Here is a 16,356-nt window from a genome sequence, read left to right as displayed (position 1 = left end):
CCGTGTCCGCCCCCTCCGTCTGGCACGCGCCAGCCACCTCCCCCTGGCGGGGGAGGATTGAAAGCTCAGGCGGCGCTGGCGGTGCGCCAGGCCTGCGCGATCTCGTCCAGCATGTCCGCGGAATCGCGGAACGGCTTTGGATCATGGCCGAGTGAGGCATTGATGACGGTTTTCCGCGCGCCGCCGTACAGGCGGGCGAGCGTCTCCGAAACCTGGCCGCCTTTTTCGAAGTCGAGACCGGCTTCCAGGGCGAACAGGATCGCGGTGGCGCGGGTAATGCGTTCGCTCTTGATCGCGAACTTGCGCTTTTCGCAGGCCCAGGCGGCGGCGCGCAGGGCCGCGACCAGTTCCTTGTAGAGCAGTTGGACGAGGGCGGGGCCGTCCGCGGTGGCGGTCTGGCCGACCGCATCGATCTGGCGATAGGTCGCGAACGGATCGCGCATCAGGGTGCTGGCGTAGGTCACGAGTCGCTCTTGTTCCACTGGGCGATCTGGCCGGTCAGGAAAGTCTGCGTCGACTTATATGCGGATACGCGCGAGTTCATGCTGGCATATTGCTGGGTCAGCCGGGTGGTCAGCTGCGCCGACTGGTCGGTCACCTTGTCCTGCTGCTCGGTCACGTCGGACTGGGCCGCGGTGTAGCGCACGGTCGACGCGCCGAGCCCGGTCAGCGTGCTGGTCGCGCTGGTGGTCAGCGCGGTCAGCGTCGCGGACAGACCGAGCGCGTTGGTGCCAGACGGCGCAAACATCGATTCGACCGTGTCGGGATAGGCCGCGAGTTGCTTCGCGAGCAACGTGGCATCGACCCGCAGCGTGCCGTCGGTGTTGGTCGCGACGCCCAGCTCCGACAGCGTTCGCGGGAGGCCAGCCACCGCGCCGCCGACCAGCGGCCTGGACGTCAGCGCCTTCAGCGAGCTCAGCAACGACTTTGCGGCAGGGTCGGCGCGGAGATTGCCGGTGATCGGATCGGTCTGCTCGGTGATCGTTTTGAGCACCTCGTTATAGGTCGTGACGACGTCGTTGACCGCCTGCGTCAGCGCGTCGGTCGGCGGGGTGCTGGTCAGCGACACGGGTACGGTCGACACGCCGCTCAATTGCAGCGTCACGCCAGCGACGAGATCGCCGACGGTGTTGCTCGGTCGCTCGACATCGATCCCGTCGACGGTGAGCTTGGCATTCTGCGCGGTCGACACGAGGCTGGTCTTGGTCGCGCTGCCGCCGATATCGAGCGCATCGCCGTCCGCACCCTTCAGCGTGAAGGCATTGGCACTGCCGGTCGCACCCTTGACGGAAAGGTACGCGCCACCGGCCGCATCGGTGACGACCGAGGCGGTGACGCCGCTCTTCGACGCGTTGATCCCGGCCGCGACCGCGTCGATGCTGCCGTCGCCGGTGTCGATCGCGATGTCCGCACCCTCGCCGATGTTCAGCGTCAGCGCGCCGGTGCCGAGCGATTTGGTACGATCGGCGGCGGCCACCGCGCTCGTCGTGCGCGCGACCTGGCCGGTGGCGAGGCGCGTGACGGTGACGCTGGCCGACAGCCCCGACAGCTTCGCGCCCGACTGTGCGGTGGCGGACAGGACGGCTGCGTTCGAGCTGGTCGGCTGGGTCTGCAAGCTGCCGCCCTTCACCAGATTTGCGAGTGCGGTGGAAAAGCCGGTCATCGTGCTCTTGAGCGAGGCGACGCCCGAGATCTGCGCGGTGAGCGTGTCGGACTTGGACTTCAGCGTCGCGGTGCGGGCGGCGAACTGCGCGGCGACCAGCGACGTGACCAGCGTGCCGGTGTCGACGCCGGAGCCTGCGCTGAGGCCGGTGAGCAGCGCCTGGGTCGCGGTGTTGACCGCACTCTGCGCGGTTGCGGTGGGCGTCGGCGTTGGCGTCGCGGTCGTGCTGGTGGTCGAGGTTACCATGGCGAAATTCCTGCACTGACGATCGGCGCGCGCGTATTCCCAGTAACGGCCGGGTCGCGCCGATCTTTAGGCTTGTTTCATGCCGTTTTCGTCGAAGCGGGCGTCCTTCGGCACGGTCACGAACGGCTGGACCCCGGCGGCCGTGCCGCCCGCCGCAGCGTTCAGCCCGAAGACGAAGGCTAAAACCGTCGCGATCGCGGTGTAGAGGTCGTCGCGGACTTCCTGACCTTCCTTGCTGGTGTAGTACACCGCACGCGCCAGCATCGGATATTCGAGCACCGGCACGCGGCCTTCGCCTGCCAGTTCGCGGATCGCCAAAGCCGTTGCACCGCGACCCTTGGCGACGACCACCGGCACCTGGTCCTTGCCGCGATCGTAGCGCAGCGCGACGGCGAAATGCGTCGGGTTGGTCAGCACGACATGCGCCTCGGCGACCGACTTGCGCAGGCCGCCGCTCGCCATCGCGCGCATCTTCGCGCGCATCTGGCCCTTCGCCTCGCCATTGCCTTCGGTCGACTTGTGCTCGTCCTTCACCTCCTGCTTCGACATCCGCATTTTCCCCAAGCGGCGGATGATCTGGATCGGCAGGTCGATGCCGGCGATCGCGCACAGCCCGAACGCCATCGCGATCAGGATTCCCTTGAATATCCCGCCGAGCGTCGACAGCGCCTGGTTGAGATCGGCGGACGAGGCGAGGCCCATCGTCGAATGCGCGGCGTTCCACAGCATCCAGCCGCCGATCGTCCCTAGCAGGATCACCTTCAGCAGCGACTTGCCAAGCTCGATCCAGCCGTTCGCGCCGAAGATGCGCTTCAAGCCGGCGGCGGGATCGACGCGGCTGTATTTGGGCGCAAGCAGACCGCCGTTGAAGCCGAGCGAGCCGAGCCCCGCCTGGCTCAGGATAGCGGCGCCGATGCTGACGATGAACAAGGTTATCAGTGATGGCGCGAGCTTGCCGCCGGCTTCCATCAGCGGACGCCAGGGGGAGAAATCCTCGACGTCTGCGTGCGTGAACTGGAAGCTGGAAGTCATGATCGCCTTGCACGCGACGATCAGCGTCGGGCCGGCGTAGATCAGCCAGGCGACGCCCGCGAGCATGCTCAGCGCGGTGGCGAAATCGCGCGATTTGAGGATGTCGCCCTTTTCGACCGCATCCTTCTTGCGCTTGGCGGTTGGTGCTTCGGTTTTTTCGCCCGAGTCCTCCGACATCAGCCGAGCACCAGGTTTTCGGTGGCGGCGAGGCCTTCGCGGACGATGACGAGCATATAGTCGCCCATCGTCGGGAACGCGATCGCCAGCGTGACGACGCCGACCGCGAGGCTGGCGGGGAGACCGACCGCGAACAGGTTTAGCGAGGGCGCAGCGCGGCTCAGCATGCCGACGACGATGTTGAGGCAAAGCAGCAGGAAGCCGACCGGGAGCGCGAGCAGCAGGCCGGCGAGAAACGCATAGCCGCCGAAGAACGCGATCGCCTTGAGTCGCTCGACGCCGATCCAGGCGGCGCCGGGGGGGAGTACGTCGTAGCTCTTCACCAGCAGGTCGATCAGGATCAGATGCCCGTCGACCGACAGGAACAGCAGCGTCAGCATGATCGAGAAGAACTGGCCGAGGGCGGGGCTCGACTTGCCGTTCTGCGGGTCGATCGAGGAGGCGAAGCCGAGCCCCATCGCGCCGCCGATCACTTCGGCCGCGATCATCGGCGCGGCGAACGAAATCTGCAGCACGAAGCCGAGCGCGAGGCCGACCAGCGCTTCGGCGGCGGCGGAGAGGATGGTGGAGACGGCGAAAATCTGTTGCGGCGGCACGATCGGATGCGCGGCGAGCACGAGGAACCCGATCGCGCCCGACAGCGTGACGCGCACGGTGACCGGGACCGAGACGTTGCCGAACACCGGCGCGGCGATGAACGTCGCACCGATCCGGATCATCACGAAGATGAGCGCCCAGAGCTGGGGTTCGATTGAGAGGCCGAAGCCTAGCACTGTAAAATCCCCCTCCCGCTTGCGGGAGGGGTCAGGGGAGGGCGCGACGTACGTACCGGCGTCCGGTCGGTGGGGCACGCCCCTCCCCCGACCCCTCCCGCAAGCGGAAGGGGAGCAGCAAGTGCGCTCATTTTACCAGATCCGGAATGCGCTCGAAGATCCCGATCGTGAAATCGCTCAGCAACCCCAGGATCAGGCTCCCGAAGATCAGGATCGACACCGCGACCACCACCAGCTTCGGCACGAACGACAGCGTCTGCTCGTTGATCGACGTTGCCGCCTGGATCATGCCGAGGATCAGCCCGGCGAGCAGCGCCGGGATCAGGATCGGCGCGCTGGCGAGCGCCAGCACCCACATCGTCTGATTGGCGACGGTCAGGAAATATTGCGCGTCCATGGCTTACAAAACTGCCGTTCGTGCTGAGCGAAGTCGAAGCACATGAGTCTCAGGCCCTTCGACTTCGCTCAGGGCGAACGGTAGGTTTGGGGCGAACATGATTGTGGGGCCGTACATGCTCTCAGGTCGCGAACGAGTTGGCGAGGCTGCCCATCGTCAGTGCCCAGCCGTCGACCAGCACGAACAGCAACAGCTTGAACGGCATCGAGATGATCGTCGGCGACAGCATCGCCATGCCGAGCGACATCAGCACGGTCGCGACGACCAGGTCGATGACGATGAACGGCAGGAAGATCAGGAAGCCGATCTGGAACGCAGTCTTCAGCTCGGACGTGACGAACGCGGGGAGCAGTACCGAGAAGGGGATGTCGGTCGGCGTCGCATAGGGGCCAGATTTCGCGATCTGCGCGAACATCGTGACGTCCTTCACGCGCGTCTGCTTCACCATGAACGCGTGCAGCGGGACGCCAGCGGTGGTGATCATTTGCGTGCCGGCGAGCTGCCCGGCGGCATAGGGCTGGATCGCGGTCGTGTTGATCTGGCTGATCGTCGGCGCCATGATGAAGAAGCTGAGGAACAGCGACAGCCCGAGCAGCACCTGGTTCGGCGGCGTCTGTTGCAGGCCGAGCGCCTGGCGCAGGATCGCCAGCACGATGATGATCCGCGTGAAGCTGGTCATCATCAGCAGGATCCCCGGCAGGATCGTCAGCAGCCCCATGATGATGAGGACTTGCAGCGACAGCGACAGCGAGCCGCTCTGGCCGGTATTGCCCGCGGCTTGTCCGCCGAGCTGGCCGAGTGCGCGATCGACCGCGTCGCCGACGGCGGGGTTGGTCGGGGCGGGAAGGGTTTGCGCGAAGGCGGGCATCGCGAGGAAGAGGGCGAGCACTACCGCCAGTAGGACCCACACCCACCCGTTTCCCCGCGAACGCGGGGATCCAGGGTGATGGAGCGCACCGTTCGTGGCTCCTGGATTCCCGCGTTCGCGGGAAAACGGCTTGGCGGAGGATGCGGCGAACAGGGCAGGGCCCGAGCCTTTCCGCGTCACCGTTGGGCGAGCGACCGCGCTCATGCGTCGACCTTGTCGATCAGGTGCACGCCGCCACGGCCGACCGAGACGAGCAGCCGGCGGCCCTCGAAATCGATCACCGCGAGACGCAGACCCGGCGAGATCATCATCGTTTCCTTGACGCCGATCAGCCGCGTCGAGGGCTTGCCCGGGATCCGGCTCTCGAACTTGCGCCACAGATACAGGCAGCCGAACATCAGTCCGCACACCAGTGGCAGCAGGATGACGAGCTTGAGGATGTAGGTCCAGAGCATCGTCGATCAGCCGCGCTTGTCGGGCGACACGAGTTCGGTCATCCGGACGCCGAAGCGCTCGCCGACCGTGACGACTTCGCCGCGCCCGATCAGCGTGCCGTTGACGAATACGTCGAGCAACTCGTTAGCCTGGCGATCAAGCTCGATCACGCTGGATTCGCCGAGCGCGAGCAGTTCGCGCAAGGTCAGGCTGGTCGAGCCGATCTCGACGGTCAGCTTGACGTCGACATCCTGGAGCAGCCGGAAATTGGCGGCGACGGCAGCATCCACGGGGAAGCCTCCGGTCATGTCGTTCATGCTGCAAATCCTTCGTCGAAACGTGTAATCGAGGTGAGCTGGATGGCGGCGAAGCCGTTGGACGTACCGACCGTGCCGCAGCCGAGCCGGTTGTTGCCGACCATCACCGGCACGTCGCCCGAGATGGTGATCGGGATCACGTCGCCGGGCTTCAGGTCCATCAGCATGGTCAGCTTGACGACCGGTTCGGCGAGCACCGAGCGGATCGGGAAGCGGACGTTCATCGCCGCCCGCGTCAGCTCGGTGCGCCACGCCGGATCGGGGTCGGCCGACTTGCCGACGACCTTCGCGGTCAGCGACGGGGCATGCGGCTTCAGCGCGGAGACGGGGTAGACGAGGTCGAGGAACACCGGCTTCGCGGCGCCCGCGGCGATACCGAAGCGCGTGACGATCATCGCGTCCTCGCCGTCGAGATCGGCGATCATCGCCGGGTTCACCTCGACGCGCGTCGGCAGGAAATCGAACCGCGCCATCGGCTCCCAGGCGGTCTTCAGCGGCGCGGCGATCATCTGGCCGATCCGCGCGACCATCGCCTCGGCGGCGGGCGAGAATTCGGTCGGCAGCGTGTGCGGCGCGGCGCCGGTGCCGCCGAAGAACATGTCGAGCAGCTCGAGCACGAACTTGCCGTCCATGATGCACAAGGCCTGCGCCATGCCCGGCGTCATGACCAGCGGCAGCCACGCGGTCAGCGTATCGCTCCGCTCGGCGCGGTAATCGGTGAAGCGCTGGACCACCAGCGGCTCGGCCCAGCAGCGGACCTCCTGCCGCAGCAACGGCTCGAACACGCCGCGAAGACCGCGTGCGAACCGAGCGGACAGATGCTGCAACGAATGCAGGTCGCCGAACGGATTGAGCTTGGCCCCGCCGAGCACGCCCTGATGCAGCACGCCGCCCTGGGGTGCGCCGGAGCGATCCCGGTCGCGCCGTTCGCGCGTCTTTGCTGAGCCCTCGTTAACCATGCCTCACTGAACAACGAAACTGGTAAAGTAAACGTTACCGATCCCGCCGAAGCCTTCCTTCTGCTTGAGCGTATCGTTGATCGCCTTGGCCAATCGGACCTGCAACTGGCGCTTGCCCTCGCTGCTCATCACCTGCTCCTCGGTGGTGTCGCCGAGCGCCATCAGGATCGCCGAGCGGACCGCGATGTCGTTGGTTTTCAGGTTGGTGATGACGGTGTCGTCGTAGGGCGTGGAGACCGCGACGCCGACCTGGACGAAGTGCACCGAATCCTGGAGATTCGACGTGAAATCCTTCTCCAGCGGGTAGTAGGTGGAGGCGTATTTGTCGCCGCCCTGCCCTGCGGGGGGCTTCATCCCGTGGTTTTCAGGTGCTGCGTCCTCGCCGCCGTGACCGCCGCCTTCGCCGCCCTCGGCCGCGTGCTTCTGCTCGCTCTTGGGGACGAGCTTGGGCTTGCCGTCATCGGCTTCGGCATGGTTGCCGCCGCCGATCAGCCCGGCACTGGACGCGTAGACGCCCGCGCCGACGCCACCGCCGACAAGTACCAGCAGCGCGACGCCGCCGATCAGGATCGTCTTCATCCTGCCCTTTTTCTTCGGGGCGGCGTCGGGCGTTTCTTTTGTGTCGCTCATGATTTCAGGGTCCTTCGGTTCAAGCGATTCGGATGTCGTCGGGCGTGTCCGCGATCACGGTCGAGACCGACGCAGGGCGATTCGGGATTTGCGGAGTCGTTGGCGCGCGTTGCTGTTGCGCACTGCTGTCGCCGAGCGACCCTTGCGAAAGCTTCAACCCGCGCGCTTCGGCGAGCTCGGCGAGCCGCGGTTGCGCATCCGCCAGCAACGTCCGCGTTGCAGCCTGCTCGGCGTTGAAGTGGACGCGCACGGTGTCGCCCTCCGTCTTCACCGACACGTCGATCGCGCCGAGCGCGTCGGGGACTAGGCGGATACGCGTGTCGACCGCATCGGCGGCGTCGCGGAGCATCTCGATCCGCTCGATCATCGCGTGCGGCCAGCGATCCTGGCGCATGTCGAGTGGCGCTTGCTGCGCGTCGGCGACCTTGATCTCATGCGTTGCGGTCGCGCCGATCGCGGTCAGCGGCGTGTCGGACGGAGCGGCAGGCGTGTCTGGCTCTTCACGCTTCCTGGTTGCGGCCTGGATCGCGGCGCCGAACACCACCGCCGCCGACGCGACCGTACCGGGTTGCGGCTGGGCGATGTCGGGTTGTGCGATGGCGAGGGCGACGGGCGCCGTACCGGGCGTGGCCCAACGCGGCTCGTCGGTCGTCGAAGTGTCCACCGGCGTCTGCACGGTCGTCTTTACCGGTGGCATCGCGGCCATGATCGCGGCGGCGAGCTGCGTTGCGGGTGTGCCGCCGGCTTGGGTCGGCGCGGAGGGCAGGGGTGTTTGAGGCTCTATCGGAGCAGGCGTGGCGGCCTGCGGCTGCGATTGCGCGAAGGTCGGGCGCTGCACGCTAGCTGGTTGGTTGCTGGTTGCAACAATGATGCGTGCACCGGGAACGGAAACCGGCAGGGCCGGGGCGGGCGTCGCGACTATCGGATGCCACATGAATGCAAGATCGGGCGCGATGACCGGCGGCGGCAAGGTGTTGCCGGTCGCGGCGTCGTCCTGCCGGGTATCGTCTTCCGCCACTCCGGCAGAAATTTCGGCATCCGCCTCATCGCTAATTTGCGCGAATGAGTCGGCGAAGTCGCCCGACTCGCCGCAACTCTTCGCAACAGCGGCGCGAGGGTGGGGAGGGACCGTACGGGAAAGGGTCGCAATCTGGATCATTCGGGCACTCGCGTTCGGGCGTCTGGCCCTCATTCAGCAAGGATCGTGCCGAACCTTCCGGAAGGCGGGTGCCTCTTCCATCGCGCGGATCGCTTTCAGCACGGCATCGGCGTCTGCGCGCGCGAGCAGCTTCTCGACCGCGCTCTGGTCGCGCTTGGCGGCGCGGGTTGCTTCCGCTGCGCGCTCGACGTGATATTCGGCGGCTCGCACGCGCTCGACGGCGGCGCTGGCGGATTGGTGCAGGCGTTCGCGGTAGTGCGCGGCGGCGCCGAGCGACACGGCGACCTGCGTTTCGTGCACCGGCGCGACTGCTTCGGCGAGCAGGGCTATGCGGCCGGACAACGCCTGTTCGCTGGCGAACTTGTCGTGCGCGCGGGCTTCGTCGGCACGGGTCAGGCCGAGCTGGAGCGTGCGGACGCGGTGGATGCGCGCGAGGGTCTTGCCGCGCGTCATCTCAGCCGCCGAACACGCCGGTCAGTTCGGCGACGGCATCGGCGAGCGACACGTTTTCGTCGGCATCCTGGCGGATATATTCCATGACCGCGGGCTGGCACGCGATCGCCGCGTCGATCGCCGGATCCGCGCCGTGGCGATACGCGCCCATCAGCACGAGATCTCGGTTTTCCTCGTAGGTGGCGAGGTGACGGCGGAGCGTTCGAGCAGCCTTGGCGTGAGGCGCATCGACGATGTCGGTCATCACGCGGCTGACCGACGGGCCGATGTCGATCGCGGGATAGACGCCGCGCTCGGCGAGGTGGCGGTTGAGGACGATATGGCCGTCGAGGATCGATCGCGCCGAGTCCACCACCGGATCGTTGCCGTCGTCGCCGTCCGCCAGCACCGTGTAGATCGCGGTGATCGAGCCGCCGGTGTGGACGTCGACGCCCGCGCGCTCGATCAGGTTCGGCAGCATCGCGATGGCGGACGGCGGATAGCCGCGTGCGGAGGCGGGTTCGCCGAGCGCAAGGCCGATCTCGCGACCGGCATGCGCGACGCGGGTCAGCGAATCCATAATCAGGAGGACCTTCTTGCCCTCGTCGCGGAAGGACTCGGCGATCGCGTGCGCCCGGAGTGCGCCGCGGATGCGGAGGACGGGCGAATGGTTGGCGGGGACGGCGACGACGACCGAGCGCTTGCGCGCTTCGCCGGCGACCTTGGTTTCGAGGAAGTCGGCGACTTCGCGGCTGCGTTCGCCGATCAGCCCGATGACGATCACGTCGGCCTGCGCCGCGCGCACGATCATGCCGAGCAGTACCGACTTGCCGACGCCCGAGCCCGCCATGATGCCGACGCGCTGCCCCTGGCCGATCGTGAGCAGGCCGTTGATCGCGCGGACGCCGACGTCGAGCGGTTCGAGCACACGGCCACGGTCGAGCGGCGACTGGAGCTTGCCGGCCAGTGGCCAGCGACCGGCGCCACGGATCGGGCCGAGGCCGTCGATCGGCTTGCCGGCGCCGTCGACCACGCGACCGAGCAGCGCGGCGCCGACTTCGGCCTCACCCGGAGGGCCGATCGGCTTGACCGGCGCGCGCGGGAGCAGCGCGGCGGGGCCACCCAGGTTCATCATCAACGTGCGGCCGTTGCGGAAGCCGATGACCTCGGCCTCGACGCTCGCCGCATCTTCGCCGACCTGGCAGACGGTGCCGACCGGAAGAGTCAGGCCGACCGCTTCCATGAGCAGCCCGTCGAACGAGGCGAGACGGCCCGAGACCTTTGGCTTGGCGACGAAATCGGCGTTGGAGAGGGTTTCGAGATAGTCGGCGGTAAAGCGGTTCAGCATTTGGGCACCGGCACGCGGTCGATCGCCTGCGCGAGTTGATCGAGCCAGAGTTCGGGGCCGTCCTCGACGATGGTCGATGCGCTTTCGAGTACGAAGCTGCCGCGCGCGACGCCCGGATCGCCCGCGGCGAAGATCGTTTTCGGCAGGCGGCCTTCGAGCAAGGCGACATCGTCCGGGTGGACGCGCAGGAGCGCGGATTCGGCGGAGTCCGACAGAAGTTCGGCGGCGGTCTCGATCCGACCGGCAAGGACGTCGGGCGCGATGCCGACCTCGCCAACCAGCTTCGAGACGAGGAACAAGACGGTCTGACGGAGCTGCCCTGCGATCCGTTCGCGGTCGATCCGGTCGCCGCCCAGCGCGCTGGCAAGATCGCCGAGCAGCGCGCCGTCGCGTGCAGCCGTCTCCTGTGCCGCGGCGGCCGCAGCGGCGAGACCCTCCGCATAGCCGGCGGCATGCGCGTCGGCGAGCGGATCGATGAACGACGATTCGCTCACCGGATCGAGCGGATCCCAGCCCGCGGTCGGGTTCACGTCCTTGTCGGCCGGGCTGAAGTGCCTGGGCGCACTCGGCTCCGACGCGAAGTTCGGGGACGCGAAGTTTGGGGACGTGAAACTCGGGGACGTGAAACTCGGGGACGTGAAACTCGGGGACGTGAAGCTGGGGGACGTAAAGTTGGTCGGGCGCACTGTCGCACGCTCGCGAATATCCGCAGCCGCGAACCCGGACGGCGGGGCGAACGCGCTCGCCAGGACGTTGGCCGTCGTCGTGTGACGCGACGCGAACCCCGCGGTGAAGCCGTTAGACATAATCGTCTTCCCCCCCGCCCATCTGGATCGTGCCGTCCTTCGCAAGGCCGCGCGCGATCGCGATCATCGCCTTCTGTGCCTCGAGCACTTCGGCGAGCTTCATCGGCCCGCGTGCTTCCATCTCGTCGCGAATGCCGTCGGCGGCGCGCGCCGACATGCAGCCGAGGAAACGGTTGCGGATCGTCTCGTCGACGCCCTTCAACGATTTGGTCAGGATCTCGCTGTCGACGTTGCGGATCAGCGTGCCGAGATTCTTGTCGTCGAGTTCGAGCAGGTTGTCGAAGACGAACATGGCCTCCTCGATCGCCTTGGCGACTTCGCGGTCGATCTTGAACAGCTTGGGCATGACGCGCTGTTCGGTCGCCTTGCGCGCGCCGGACAGGATCTTGGCGGCCTCGCGCGTGCCGCCCAGCGTCACGCCTGCCGAGCCGGGCGCCGCGGTGGTGCGGTTGGCGAGCACGACCTTCAACGTCTCGACCGCCTCGGGCGTGATCGGCCCCAGACGTGCGATGCGGTGGAGGATGTCGGGCTGGACTGCGTCGGGCAGCAGTTCGAGCACCTGGCCGCCGATCGACGCGTCGAGATTGGCGATCAGGACGGCGGCGATCTGCGGATGCTCCTTCTCGATCATCGCCGCGATCTCGGGCGCGTCGAGCCAGTCGAGCAGTTCGAGTTCGCATGCGGCTTCCGGCGGGGTGATGCGCGCGAGAACGCTTTCCGCTTTCTCGGGGCCGAGCGCGCGGTTCATCACGGCCTCGATCTGCGGGCGCGGGTCGAAGCCGATCGCGGTGCGCTCGCGGGCGCGGCCGACGAAATCGTCGAGGACGTCCTCGACTTCCTGCTCCGACACGTCGGCGACCTTGAACATCGCCGCGCCGAGCTGGCGGACTTCCTCGGGTTCGAGCTTCTGGAGGATGGCGGCGGCCTCCTCCTCGCCGACGAGCATCATCAGCACCGCGGCGCGCTCGACACCGGTATAGGTGCGCAGGGCTACCTCGCTCACTTGGCGTCCGCCTTGATCATGTCGCGTACCGCGAGGGCTGCGCGGGTCGGATTGTCGCGGGTGAAGCCGCGGACCGCGCCGATCCGGTCGTCATAGCCGCGCGTGTTTTCAAGCTGGTCGAGGCTGACCGGTGCTGCGACCGCCATGCCGTCGCCGCTTGCCGCACCGATCGGCTGGCCGAGTGCAGGCCGCGTGCCGGCATCGTCGCGTTTCTTCATCAGTGCCTTGGCAATCGGGCGGACGCCGAGCAGCAGCACCAGAAGCGCGATCAGGATCGCGGTGCCGTTGCGCGCGAGGACCGGCAGCCACGCATTGTCGTACCAGGCGGGACCGGCAGCGGCATCGGTGGCGCCGGCGAACTTGCGGCTGATGACCGTCACGTTGTCGTTGCGCGCCTGGTCGAAGCCGACGGCGCTCTTCACGAGATCGCTGATCTGGTTGATCTCCATCGCGGTGCGGCGACCCTTTTCGGGATCGCGCAGGAGCACGGCGACCGAGAGACGCTTGACCCCGCCCGGCGTGGCGCGCGTCACCGACACTTCGCGGCCGAGGTCGTAGGCGCGCTGATACTGGTCGGACTGCTTCATCGCATCGGGTACAGCGCCCCCGGCCGCCGGTTGCGCACCGGTGTTGCCGGTCGCAGCTTGCGGTGCCGACAAGGTGCTCGCGGCGGGCGGCGTGTTGCTCAGCGCACCGGGGATACCGCCGGGAGCGCCCGCGGCGTCCTTCTGGTTGCCGGTCCAGTTGCCCGTCTCGGCACGCAGGACGCCCTGCTTCTCATAGCTTTCGCGCGTCGCCTGGCTCTCGTCTAGATTGACGTCGGCCTGGACCTCGGCAGTGAAATTGCCTGCGCCGACCAGCGGCGTGAGCAGGGCGATCAGCTGGGTGCGATACTTGTCCTCGATCCGGCGCTGGATATCGATCCGCGCGTCGCTCGCGGCACCCGCACCGTCGTTGCCGCCGGCCTTGGTGAGCAGCGCGCCCATCTGGTCGACGATCGTCACGGCCTCGGGTTTCATGCCCGGCACCGACGAGGCGACGAGATTGATGATCGAGCTGACCTGCGCATCGCTCAGCGAGCGGCCGCCCTGAAGCTTCAGGATCACCGACGCCGATGGCGCGGCGTTGTCGCGGACGAACACCGACGCTTCCGGCATGGCGAGATGCACGCGCGCCTCGGCGACCGCATCGATCTCCTCGATCGACTTCGCCATCTCGGATTCGCGCGCCTGGCGAAGGCGTTCGCCTTCCACGGCGCGCGAGACGCCCATCGGCAACTGGTCGAGGATCGCGTAACCGCCCGGCGCCGCCTTCGGCAGGCCCTGGCCCGCCAGCAGCATCTTCGCGCGGCTGTAATCGTCCTCGCCGACGGTCAGCGCGCCGGTGCCTTCGTCGATATGGCTCTTGATGTTCGCGGTGGTCAGCGCGGACGTCACCGCAGCCTTGTCCGAATCCGGCAGGCCGCTGAACAGCGTCTTCTGCGGCGGCGTCGACAGGCTCATCCACGCGAGCGCGGCGGCGGCGATCAGGCCGACCATCAGCGCCATCGGCAGCGAGCGGCGGACGGCCGGCTGCGCGAACACGCCCTTGATCTGCTGGAGGGGGTTGGCGAACCGTTCGGTTGCACCAGACGAAGCGGGGATGAGTGCGGTGCTCATGTCAGACCGGCATGCTCATGATATCCTTGTAGGCGGACAGCAGCTTGTTGCGGACCTGCAACGTGGCCTCGAACCCGACCGACGCCTGCTGGCGCGCGAGCATCACTTTCGCGATGTCGACCGTCTCGCCGCGCTCATAGCTTTCGCTGAGCTTGGCAGCCTGGGTCTGGCCGTCGTTCACGCTCTTCAGCGCGGTTTCCATCGTGTCGGCAAAGCTGGTCGGCTTGACCGTCTCGGTCGGCGCGACGGTCCCCGCAGCGCCAGCACGCGACAGCGCCTGGTTGCGTTCGAGGATCTGCGAGCGCAGCGCCATGACGCGGTCGACGCTCATCGCGCCGCCTCCGATTCCGGACACGCCGCTCATGCCGAGGCGGCCCAGTTATGGACGCTGCCGATATCGTCGCCCTGTTCGCGCGCCTTGGCGAGGCGATAGCGCAGCGTGCGCTCGGAAATGCCGAGACGCTTGGCGGTCTCGATCCGGCTGCCGTTGCAGGCCTTCAGCGTCTCGCGGATCGCGGCGAACTCGCTCATCTGGACGATGTTTCCGAGAGTTTCGGGTTCGTTCGGCGCCACAGGGGCGATCGACGTGACTGGTGCGCTACGCTGGAACGTCATCGACACGGGACGGTCGAACACGATGTGGCTGGCCTCGATCGTGTCGCCGCCGCAGAACAGCAAGGCGCGCTGGATCACGTTCTCCAGTTCGCGGACGTTGCCGGGCCAGTCGTGCAGCATCAGCTGCTCGATCGCGGCATGGCTCGGCCAGGGAATGACGTTGCGGTTGCCGGCATGGCGCAGGATCAGCGTCGCGGCGAGCGCGGGGATATCCTGCGGGCGCTCGGCCAGCGACTTGGTCGCGAGCGGGAACACGGCGAGGCGGTAATAGAGATCGGCGCGGAACCGGCCGGCTGCGACTTCGGCGTGGAGATCGCGGTTGGCGCAGGCGATGACGCGGACGTCGATCGGCTGCGGCACCGAGGCACCGAGCGGCACGACCTCGCGCTCCTGCAACACGCGGAGCAGCTTGGCCTGCAATTGCAGCGGCATCTCGGCGATCTCGTCCAACAAAATCGTGCCGCCGTTTGCCGCGCGGAAGAAGCCATCGCCGCCCGACGACGCGCCGGTGAACGCGCCCTTCTGGTGACCGAACAGCAGCGCCTCGAGCATCGATTCGGGGAGCGCGGCGCAGTTGATCGCGATGAACGGCTTGTCTTTCCGCGCGGAGCCGTTGTGGATGGCCCGCGCGAGCACTTCCTTGCCGGTGCCGGTCGGGCCGTTGATCAGCACGGTAATGTCGGCGGCGGCGACACGCTCCGCGAGGGCGAGCAGCGCGAGTGATTCCGGGTCTGCGGCGGTCGGCATATCGGGTCCACCGATCAGGGCACGCGCGAAGCCGTTGCCGACCGCGGTGTCCTCGGCCGCGAAGCTGATCCGCGCCGGCGCACCGTCGCGCGACGGGGTCACTTCGCGACCTTCGCAACCGATCACGACGGTGCGGGCAGGGGCGGTGATGCCCTCGCCGTCAGCGACCAGAAACAGGTCGTTCGCACCCGGCTGGGCCGTCTCGAACGAGCCTACGCCGAACCCCTGCGCACGAAGCGACGAGACGAGCGCATATTTCCGCGAAGTGACTGCGGCCGATGGAAAAATAGAGCGCATTGAGTTCCCCCTGAACGATTCGGGGATTGCGCCATTGGTGGTAAACGCGCGGTTAAACCCTGCCGCCCCCGGCAGATTATTTCCGGGCGCGTCTCCGCGGGCACACCCGGGCGTTCCCGCGCGCACGATCCCGCGCGCGAGCCCCCATGCGGGCACGTGCGAGGCTCGACCGACGCTGCATTTTTTCGCTTAAGTCCGGTCCGAAGCGGCCGTTACCCCCTGTGACGGATCGGCACTTCGCCATGGGGGCGGCGCGGAACGTCGAAGATCACGGAGATTTCGCAATGACTGTCATCGGTACCAACATCTCGGCCATGCGCGCCACCAACGCATCGGCCAAGGCGTCGAACATGCTCGCAACGTCGATGGAGCGCCTGTCGACCGGCAAGAGCATCAACTCGGCCAAGGACAACGCCGCCGGCCTCGCGATCACGTCGTCGATGACGTCGCAGATCAAGGGCATGAACCAGGGTATCCGCAACGCCAATGACGGCATCTCGATGGCACAGACCGCAGAGGGCGCACTCGACGAGGTCACCAACAACCTGCAGCGGATGCGTGAACTGGAAGTCCAGAAGGGCAACGGCACCTATTCGGATACCGACAAGGCCAACATCACCCTCGAGCAGGATTCGCTCGCGAAGCAGATCGCCAACGTGTTGAAGAACACTGAGTTCAACGGCGTGAAGCTGTTTACGGGTGATGCCGCCGATCCGACCAAGGCGAAGACGGTCGATATCCAGGCCGGCGCCAATACCAACGACGTGATCAAGCTCGATCTGGGCACGAGCCTT

Annotated in this window: 19 protein-coding genes; 1 reads left to right on the top strand and 18 read right to left on the bottom strand. The window is 67.1% G+C overall.

Annotation, left to right across the window (positions count from 1 at the left end):
- Nucleotides 1-65 precede the first annotated feature (65 nt).
- From NLI89_RS14015 to NLI89_RS13930, 18 genes are all read right to left on the bottom strand, one after another.
- Nucleotides 66-464: a flagellar export chaperone FliS gene (locus tag NLI89_RS14015; protein ID WP_254687578.1), complete on the bottom strand. Its 399-nt coding sequence runs from the start codon at nucleotides 462-464 to the stop codon at nucleotides 66-68.
- Nucleotides 461-1,909, bottom strand: a complete 1,449-nt coding sequence (fliD, locus tag NLI89_RS14010) for a flagellar filament capping protein FliD (RefSeq protein WP_254687577.1) — start codon at nucleotides 1,907-1,909, stop codon at nucleotides 461-463. Before fliD ends, NLI89_RS14015 begins: the two co-directional genes overlap by 4 nt.
- A gap of 66 nt (nucleotides 1,910-1,975) precedes the next feature.
- Entirely contained in the window at nucleotides 1,976-3,118 is a 1,143-nt protein-coding gene (gene flhB, locus NLI89_RS14005; protein WP_254687576.1) for a flagellar type III secretion system protein FlhB, read from the bottom strand.
- Nucleotides 3,118-3,891 (bottom strand): flagellar biosynthetic protein FliR, encoded by a 774-nt coding sequence (fliR, locus tag NLI89_RS14000; protein WP_254687575.1) that lies wholly within the window; start codon nucleotides 3,889-3,891, stop codon nucleotides 3,118-3,120. Before fliR ends, flhB begins: the two co-directional genes overlap by 1 nt.
- A 127-nt stretch (nucleotides 3,892-4,018) precedes the next feature.
- Entirely contained in the window at nucleotides 4,019-4,288 is a 270-nt protein-coding gene (gene fliQ / locus NLI89_RS13995; protein WP_055874447.1) for a flagellar biosynthesis protein FliQ, read from the bottom strand.
- 121 nt (nucleotides 4,289-4,409) lie between these two features.
- Nucleotides 4,410-5,156: a flagellar type III secretion system pore protein FliP gene (gene fliP / locus NLI89_RS13990; protein WP_254687629.1), complete on the bottom strand. Its 747-nt coding sequence runs from the start codon at nucleotides 5,154-5,156 to the stop codon at nucleotides 4,410-4,412.
- A gap of 200 nt (nucleotides 5,157-5,356) precedes the next feature.
- The gene (locus NLI89_RS13985) at nucleotides 5,357-5,611 is read right to left on the bottom strand and encodes a flagellar biosynthetic protein FliO (RefSeq protein WP_056054129.1); all 255 of its coding nucleotides are present in this window, start codon (nucleotides 5,609-5,611) and stop codon (nucleotides 5,357-5,359) included.
- A 6-nt stretch (nucleotides 5,612-5,617) separates the two neighbouring features.
- Nucleotides 5,618-5,908 (bottom strand): flagellar motor switch protein FliN, encoded by a 291-nt coding sequence (gene fliN, locus NLI89_RS13980; RefSeq protein WP_056054132.1) that lies wholly within the window; start codon nucleotides 5,906-5,908, stop codon nucleotides 5,618-5,620.
- Nucleotides 5,905-6,867, bottom strand: a complete 963-nt coding sequence (locus tag NLI89_RS13975; RefSeq protein WP_254687574.1) for a flagellar motor switch protein FliM — start codon at nucleotides 6,865-6,867, stop codon at nucleotides 5,905-5,907. The genes fliN and NLI89_RS13975 overlap by 4 nt, the downstream gene beginning before the upstream one ends.
- A 3-nt stretch (nucleotides 6,868-6,870) precedes the next feature.
- Nucleotides 6,871-7,497, bottom strand: coding sequence for a flagellar basal body-associated FliL family protein (locus tag NLI89_RS13970; protein WP_254687573.1), 627 nt, complete (start codon nucleotides 7,495-7,497; stop codon nucleotides 6,871-6,873).
- A 19-nt stretch (nucleotides 7,498-7,516) separates the two neighbouring features.
- Nucleotides 7,517-8,515, bottom strand: a complete 999-nt coding sequence (locus tag NLI89_RS21905) for a flagellar hook-length control protein FliK (protein ID WP_254687572.1) — start codon at nucleotides 8,513-8,515, stop codon at nucleotides 7,517-7,519.
- A gap of 174 nt (nucleotides 8,516-8,689) precedes the next feature.
- Complete coding sequence (locus NLI89_RS13960) at nucleotides 8,690-9,109, bottom strand: hypothetical protein (RefSeq protein ID WP_254687571.1); 420 nt, start codon at nucleotides 9,107-9,109, stop codon at nucleotides 8,690-8,692.
- A gap of 1 nt (nucleotide 9,110) precedes the next feature.
- Complete coding sequence (locus NLI89_RS13955) at nucleotides 9,111-10,436, bottom strand: FliI/YscN family ATPase (RefSeq protein ID WP_254687570.1); 1,326 nt, start codon at nucleotides 10,434-10,436, stop codon at nucleotides 9,111-9,113.
- A complete protein-coding gene (locus NLI89_RS13950) occupies nucleotides 10,430-11,242 on the bottom strand; it encodes a FliH/SctL family protein (RefSeq protein ID WP_254687569.1) in 813 nt (270 codons plus the stop codon). The genes NLI89_RS13955 and NLI89_RS13950 overlap by 7 nt, the downstream gene beginning before the upstream one ends.
- On the bottom strand, nucleotides 11,235-12,245 hold the full coding sequence (gene fliG, locus NLI89_RS13945) for a flagellar motor switch protein FliG (protein WP_368077283.1): 1,011 nt from the start codon (nucleotides 12,243-12,245) through the stop codon (nucleotides 11,235-11,237). The genes NLI89_RS13950 and fliG overlap by 8 nt, the downstream gene beginning before the upstream one ends.
- The gene (gene fliF, locus NLI89_RS13940; RefSeq protein ID WP_254687568.1) at nucleotides 12,242-13,903 is read right to left on the bottom strand and encodes a flagellar basal-body MS-ring/collar protein FliF; all 1,662 of its coding nucleotides are present in this window, start codon (nucleotides 13,901-13,903) and stop codon (nucleotides 12,242-12,244) included. The genes fliG and fliF overlap by 4 nt, the downstream gene beginning before the upstream one ends.
- A 1-nt stretch (nucleotide 13,904) precedes the next feature.
- Nucleotides 13,905-14,267 carry a flagellar hook-basal body complex protein FliE gene (gene fliE, locus NLI89_RS13935; protein WP_254687567.1) on the bottom strand — a complete coding sequence of 121 codons (363 nt, stop codon included), beginning with the start codon at nucleotides 14,265-14,267 and terminating at the stop codon, nucleotides 13,905-13,907.
- Nucleotides 14,264-15,562, bottom strand: a complete 1,299-nt coding sequence (locus tag NLI89_RS13930) for a sigma-54 interaction domain-containing protein (protein ID WP_254687566.1) — start codon at nucleotides 15,560-15,562, stop codon at nucleotides 14,264-14,266. Before NLI89_RS13930 ends, fliE begins: the two co-directional genes overlap by 4 nt.
- Nucleotides 15,563-15,846: 284 nt before the next feature.
- Here NLI89_RS13930 and NLI89_RS13925 point away from each other — a divergent pair.
- The coding region (locus NLI89_RS13925) for a flagellin N-terminal helical domain-containing protein (RefSeq protein ID WP_439144515.1) at nucleotides 15,847-16,356 on the top strand (510 nt) is incomplete at its 3' end.

Source organism: Sphingomonas faeni, from assembly GCF_024273235.1.
GTDB lineage: Bacteria > Pseudomonadota > Alphaproteobacteria > Sphingomonadales > Sphingomonadaceae > Sphingomonas > Sphingomonas faeni_A.
Note: the sequence above shows the minus strand (reverse complement) of the source record. Positions and strands in the feature narration are given on the sequence as shown.

What these genes read in the sequence shown, in the direction of transcription:
- NLI89_RS13985 (WP_056054129.1), bottom strand. Translation starts at nt 5,611, where the DNA reads ATGCTCTGGACCTACATCCTCAAGCTCGTCATCCTGCTGCCACTGGTG.
- NLI89_RS13930 (WP_254687566.1), bottom strand. Translation starts at nt 15,562, where the DNA reads ATGCGCTCTATTTTTCCATCGGCCGCAGTCACTTCGCGGAAATATGCG.
- fliP (WP_254687629.1), bottom strand. Translation starts at nt 5,156, where the DNA reads ATGCCCGCCTTCGCGCAAACCCTTCCCGCCCCGACCAACCCCGCCGTC.
- NLI89_RS13970 (WP_254687573.1), bottom strand. Translation starts at nt 7,497, where the DNA reads ATGAGCGACACAAAAGAAACGCCCGACGCCGCCCCGAAGAAAAAGGGC.
- NLI89_RS13950 (WP_254687569.1), bottom strand. Translation starts at nt 11,242, where the DNA reads ATGTCTAACGGCTTCACCGCGGGGTTCGCGTCGCGTCACACGACGACG.
- NLI89_RS13960 (WP_254687571.1), bottom strand. Translation starts at nt 9,109, where the DNA reads ATGACGCGCGGCAAGACCCTCGCGCGCATCCACCGCGTCCGCACGCTC.
- flhB (WP_254687576.1), bottom strand. Translation starts at nt 3,118, where the DNA reads ATGTCGGAGGACTCGGGCGAAAAAACCGAAGCACCAACCGCCAAGCGC.
- fliN (WP_056054132.1), bottom strand. Translation starts at nt 5,908, where the DNA reads ATGAACGACATGACCGGAGGCTTCCCCGTGGATGCTGCCGTCGCCGCC.
- NLI89_RS13975 (WP_254687574.1), bottom strand. Translation starts at nt 6,867, where the DNA reads ATGGTTAACGAGGGCTCAGCAAAGACGCGCGAACGGCGCGACCGGGAT.
- NLI89_RS13955 (WP_254687570.1), bottom strand. Translation starts at nt 10,436, where the DNA reads ATGCTGAACCGCTTTACCGCCGACTATCTCGAAACCCTCTCCAACGCC.
- fliD (WP_254687577.1), bottom strand. Translation starts at nt 1,909, where the DNA reads ATGGTAACCTCGACCACCAGCACGACCGCGACGCCAACGCCGACGCCC.
- fliE (WP_254687567.1), bottom strand. Translation starts at nt 14,267, where the DNA reads ATGAGCGGCGTGTCCGGAATCGGAGGCGGCGCGATGAGCGTCGACCGC.
- fliQ (WP_055874447.1), bottom strand. Translation starts at nt 4,288, where the DNA reads ATGGACGCGCAATATTTCCTGACCGTCGCCAATCAGACGATGTGGGTG.
- fliF (WP_254687568.1), bottom strand. Translation starts at nt 13,903, where the DNA reads ATGAGCACCGCACTCATCCCCGCTTCGTCTGGTGCAACCGAACGGTTC.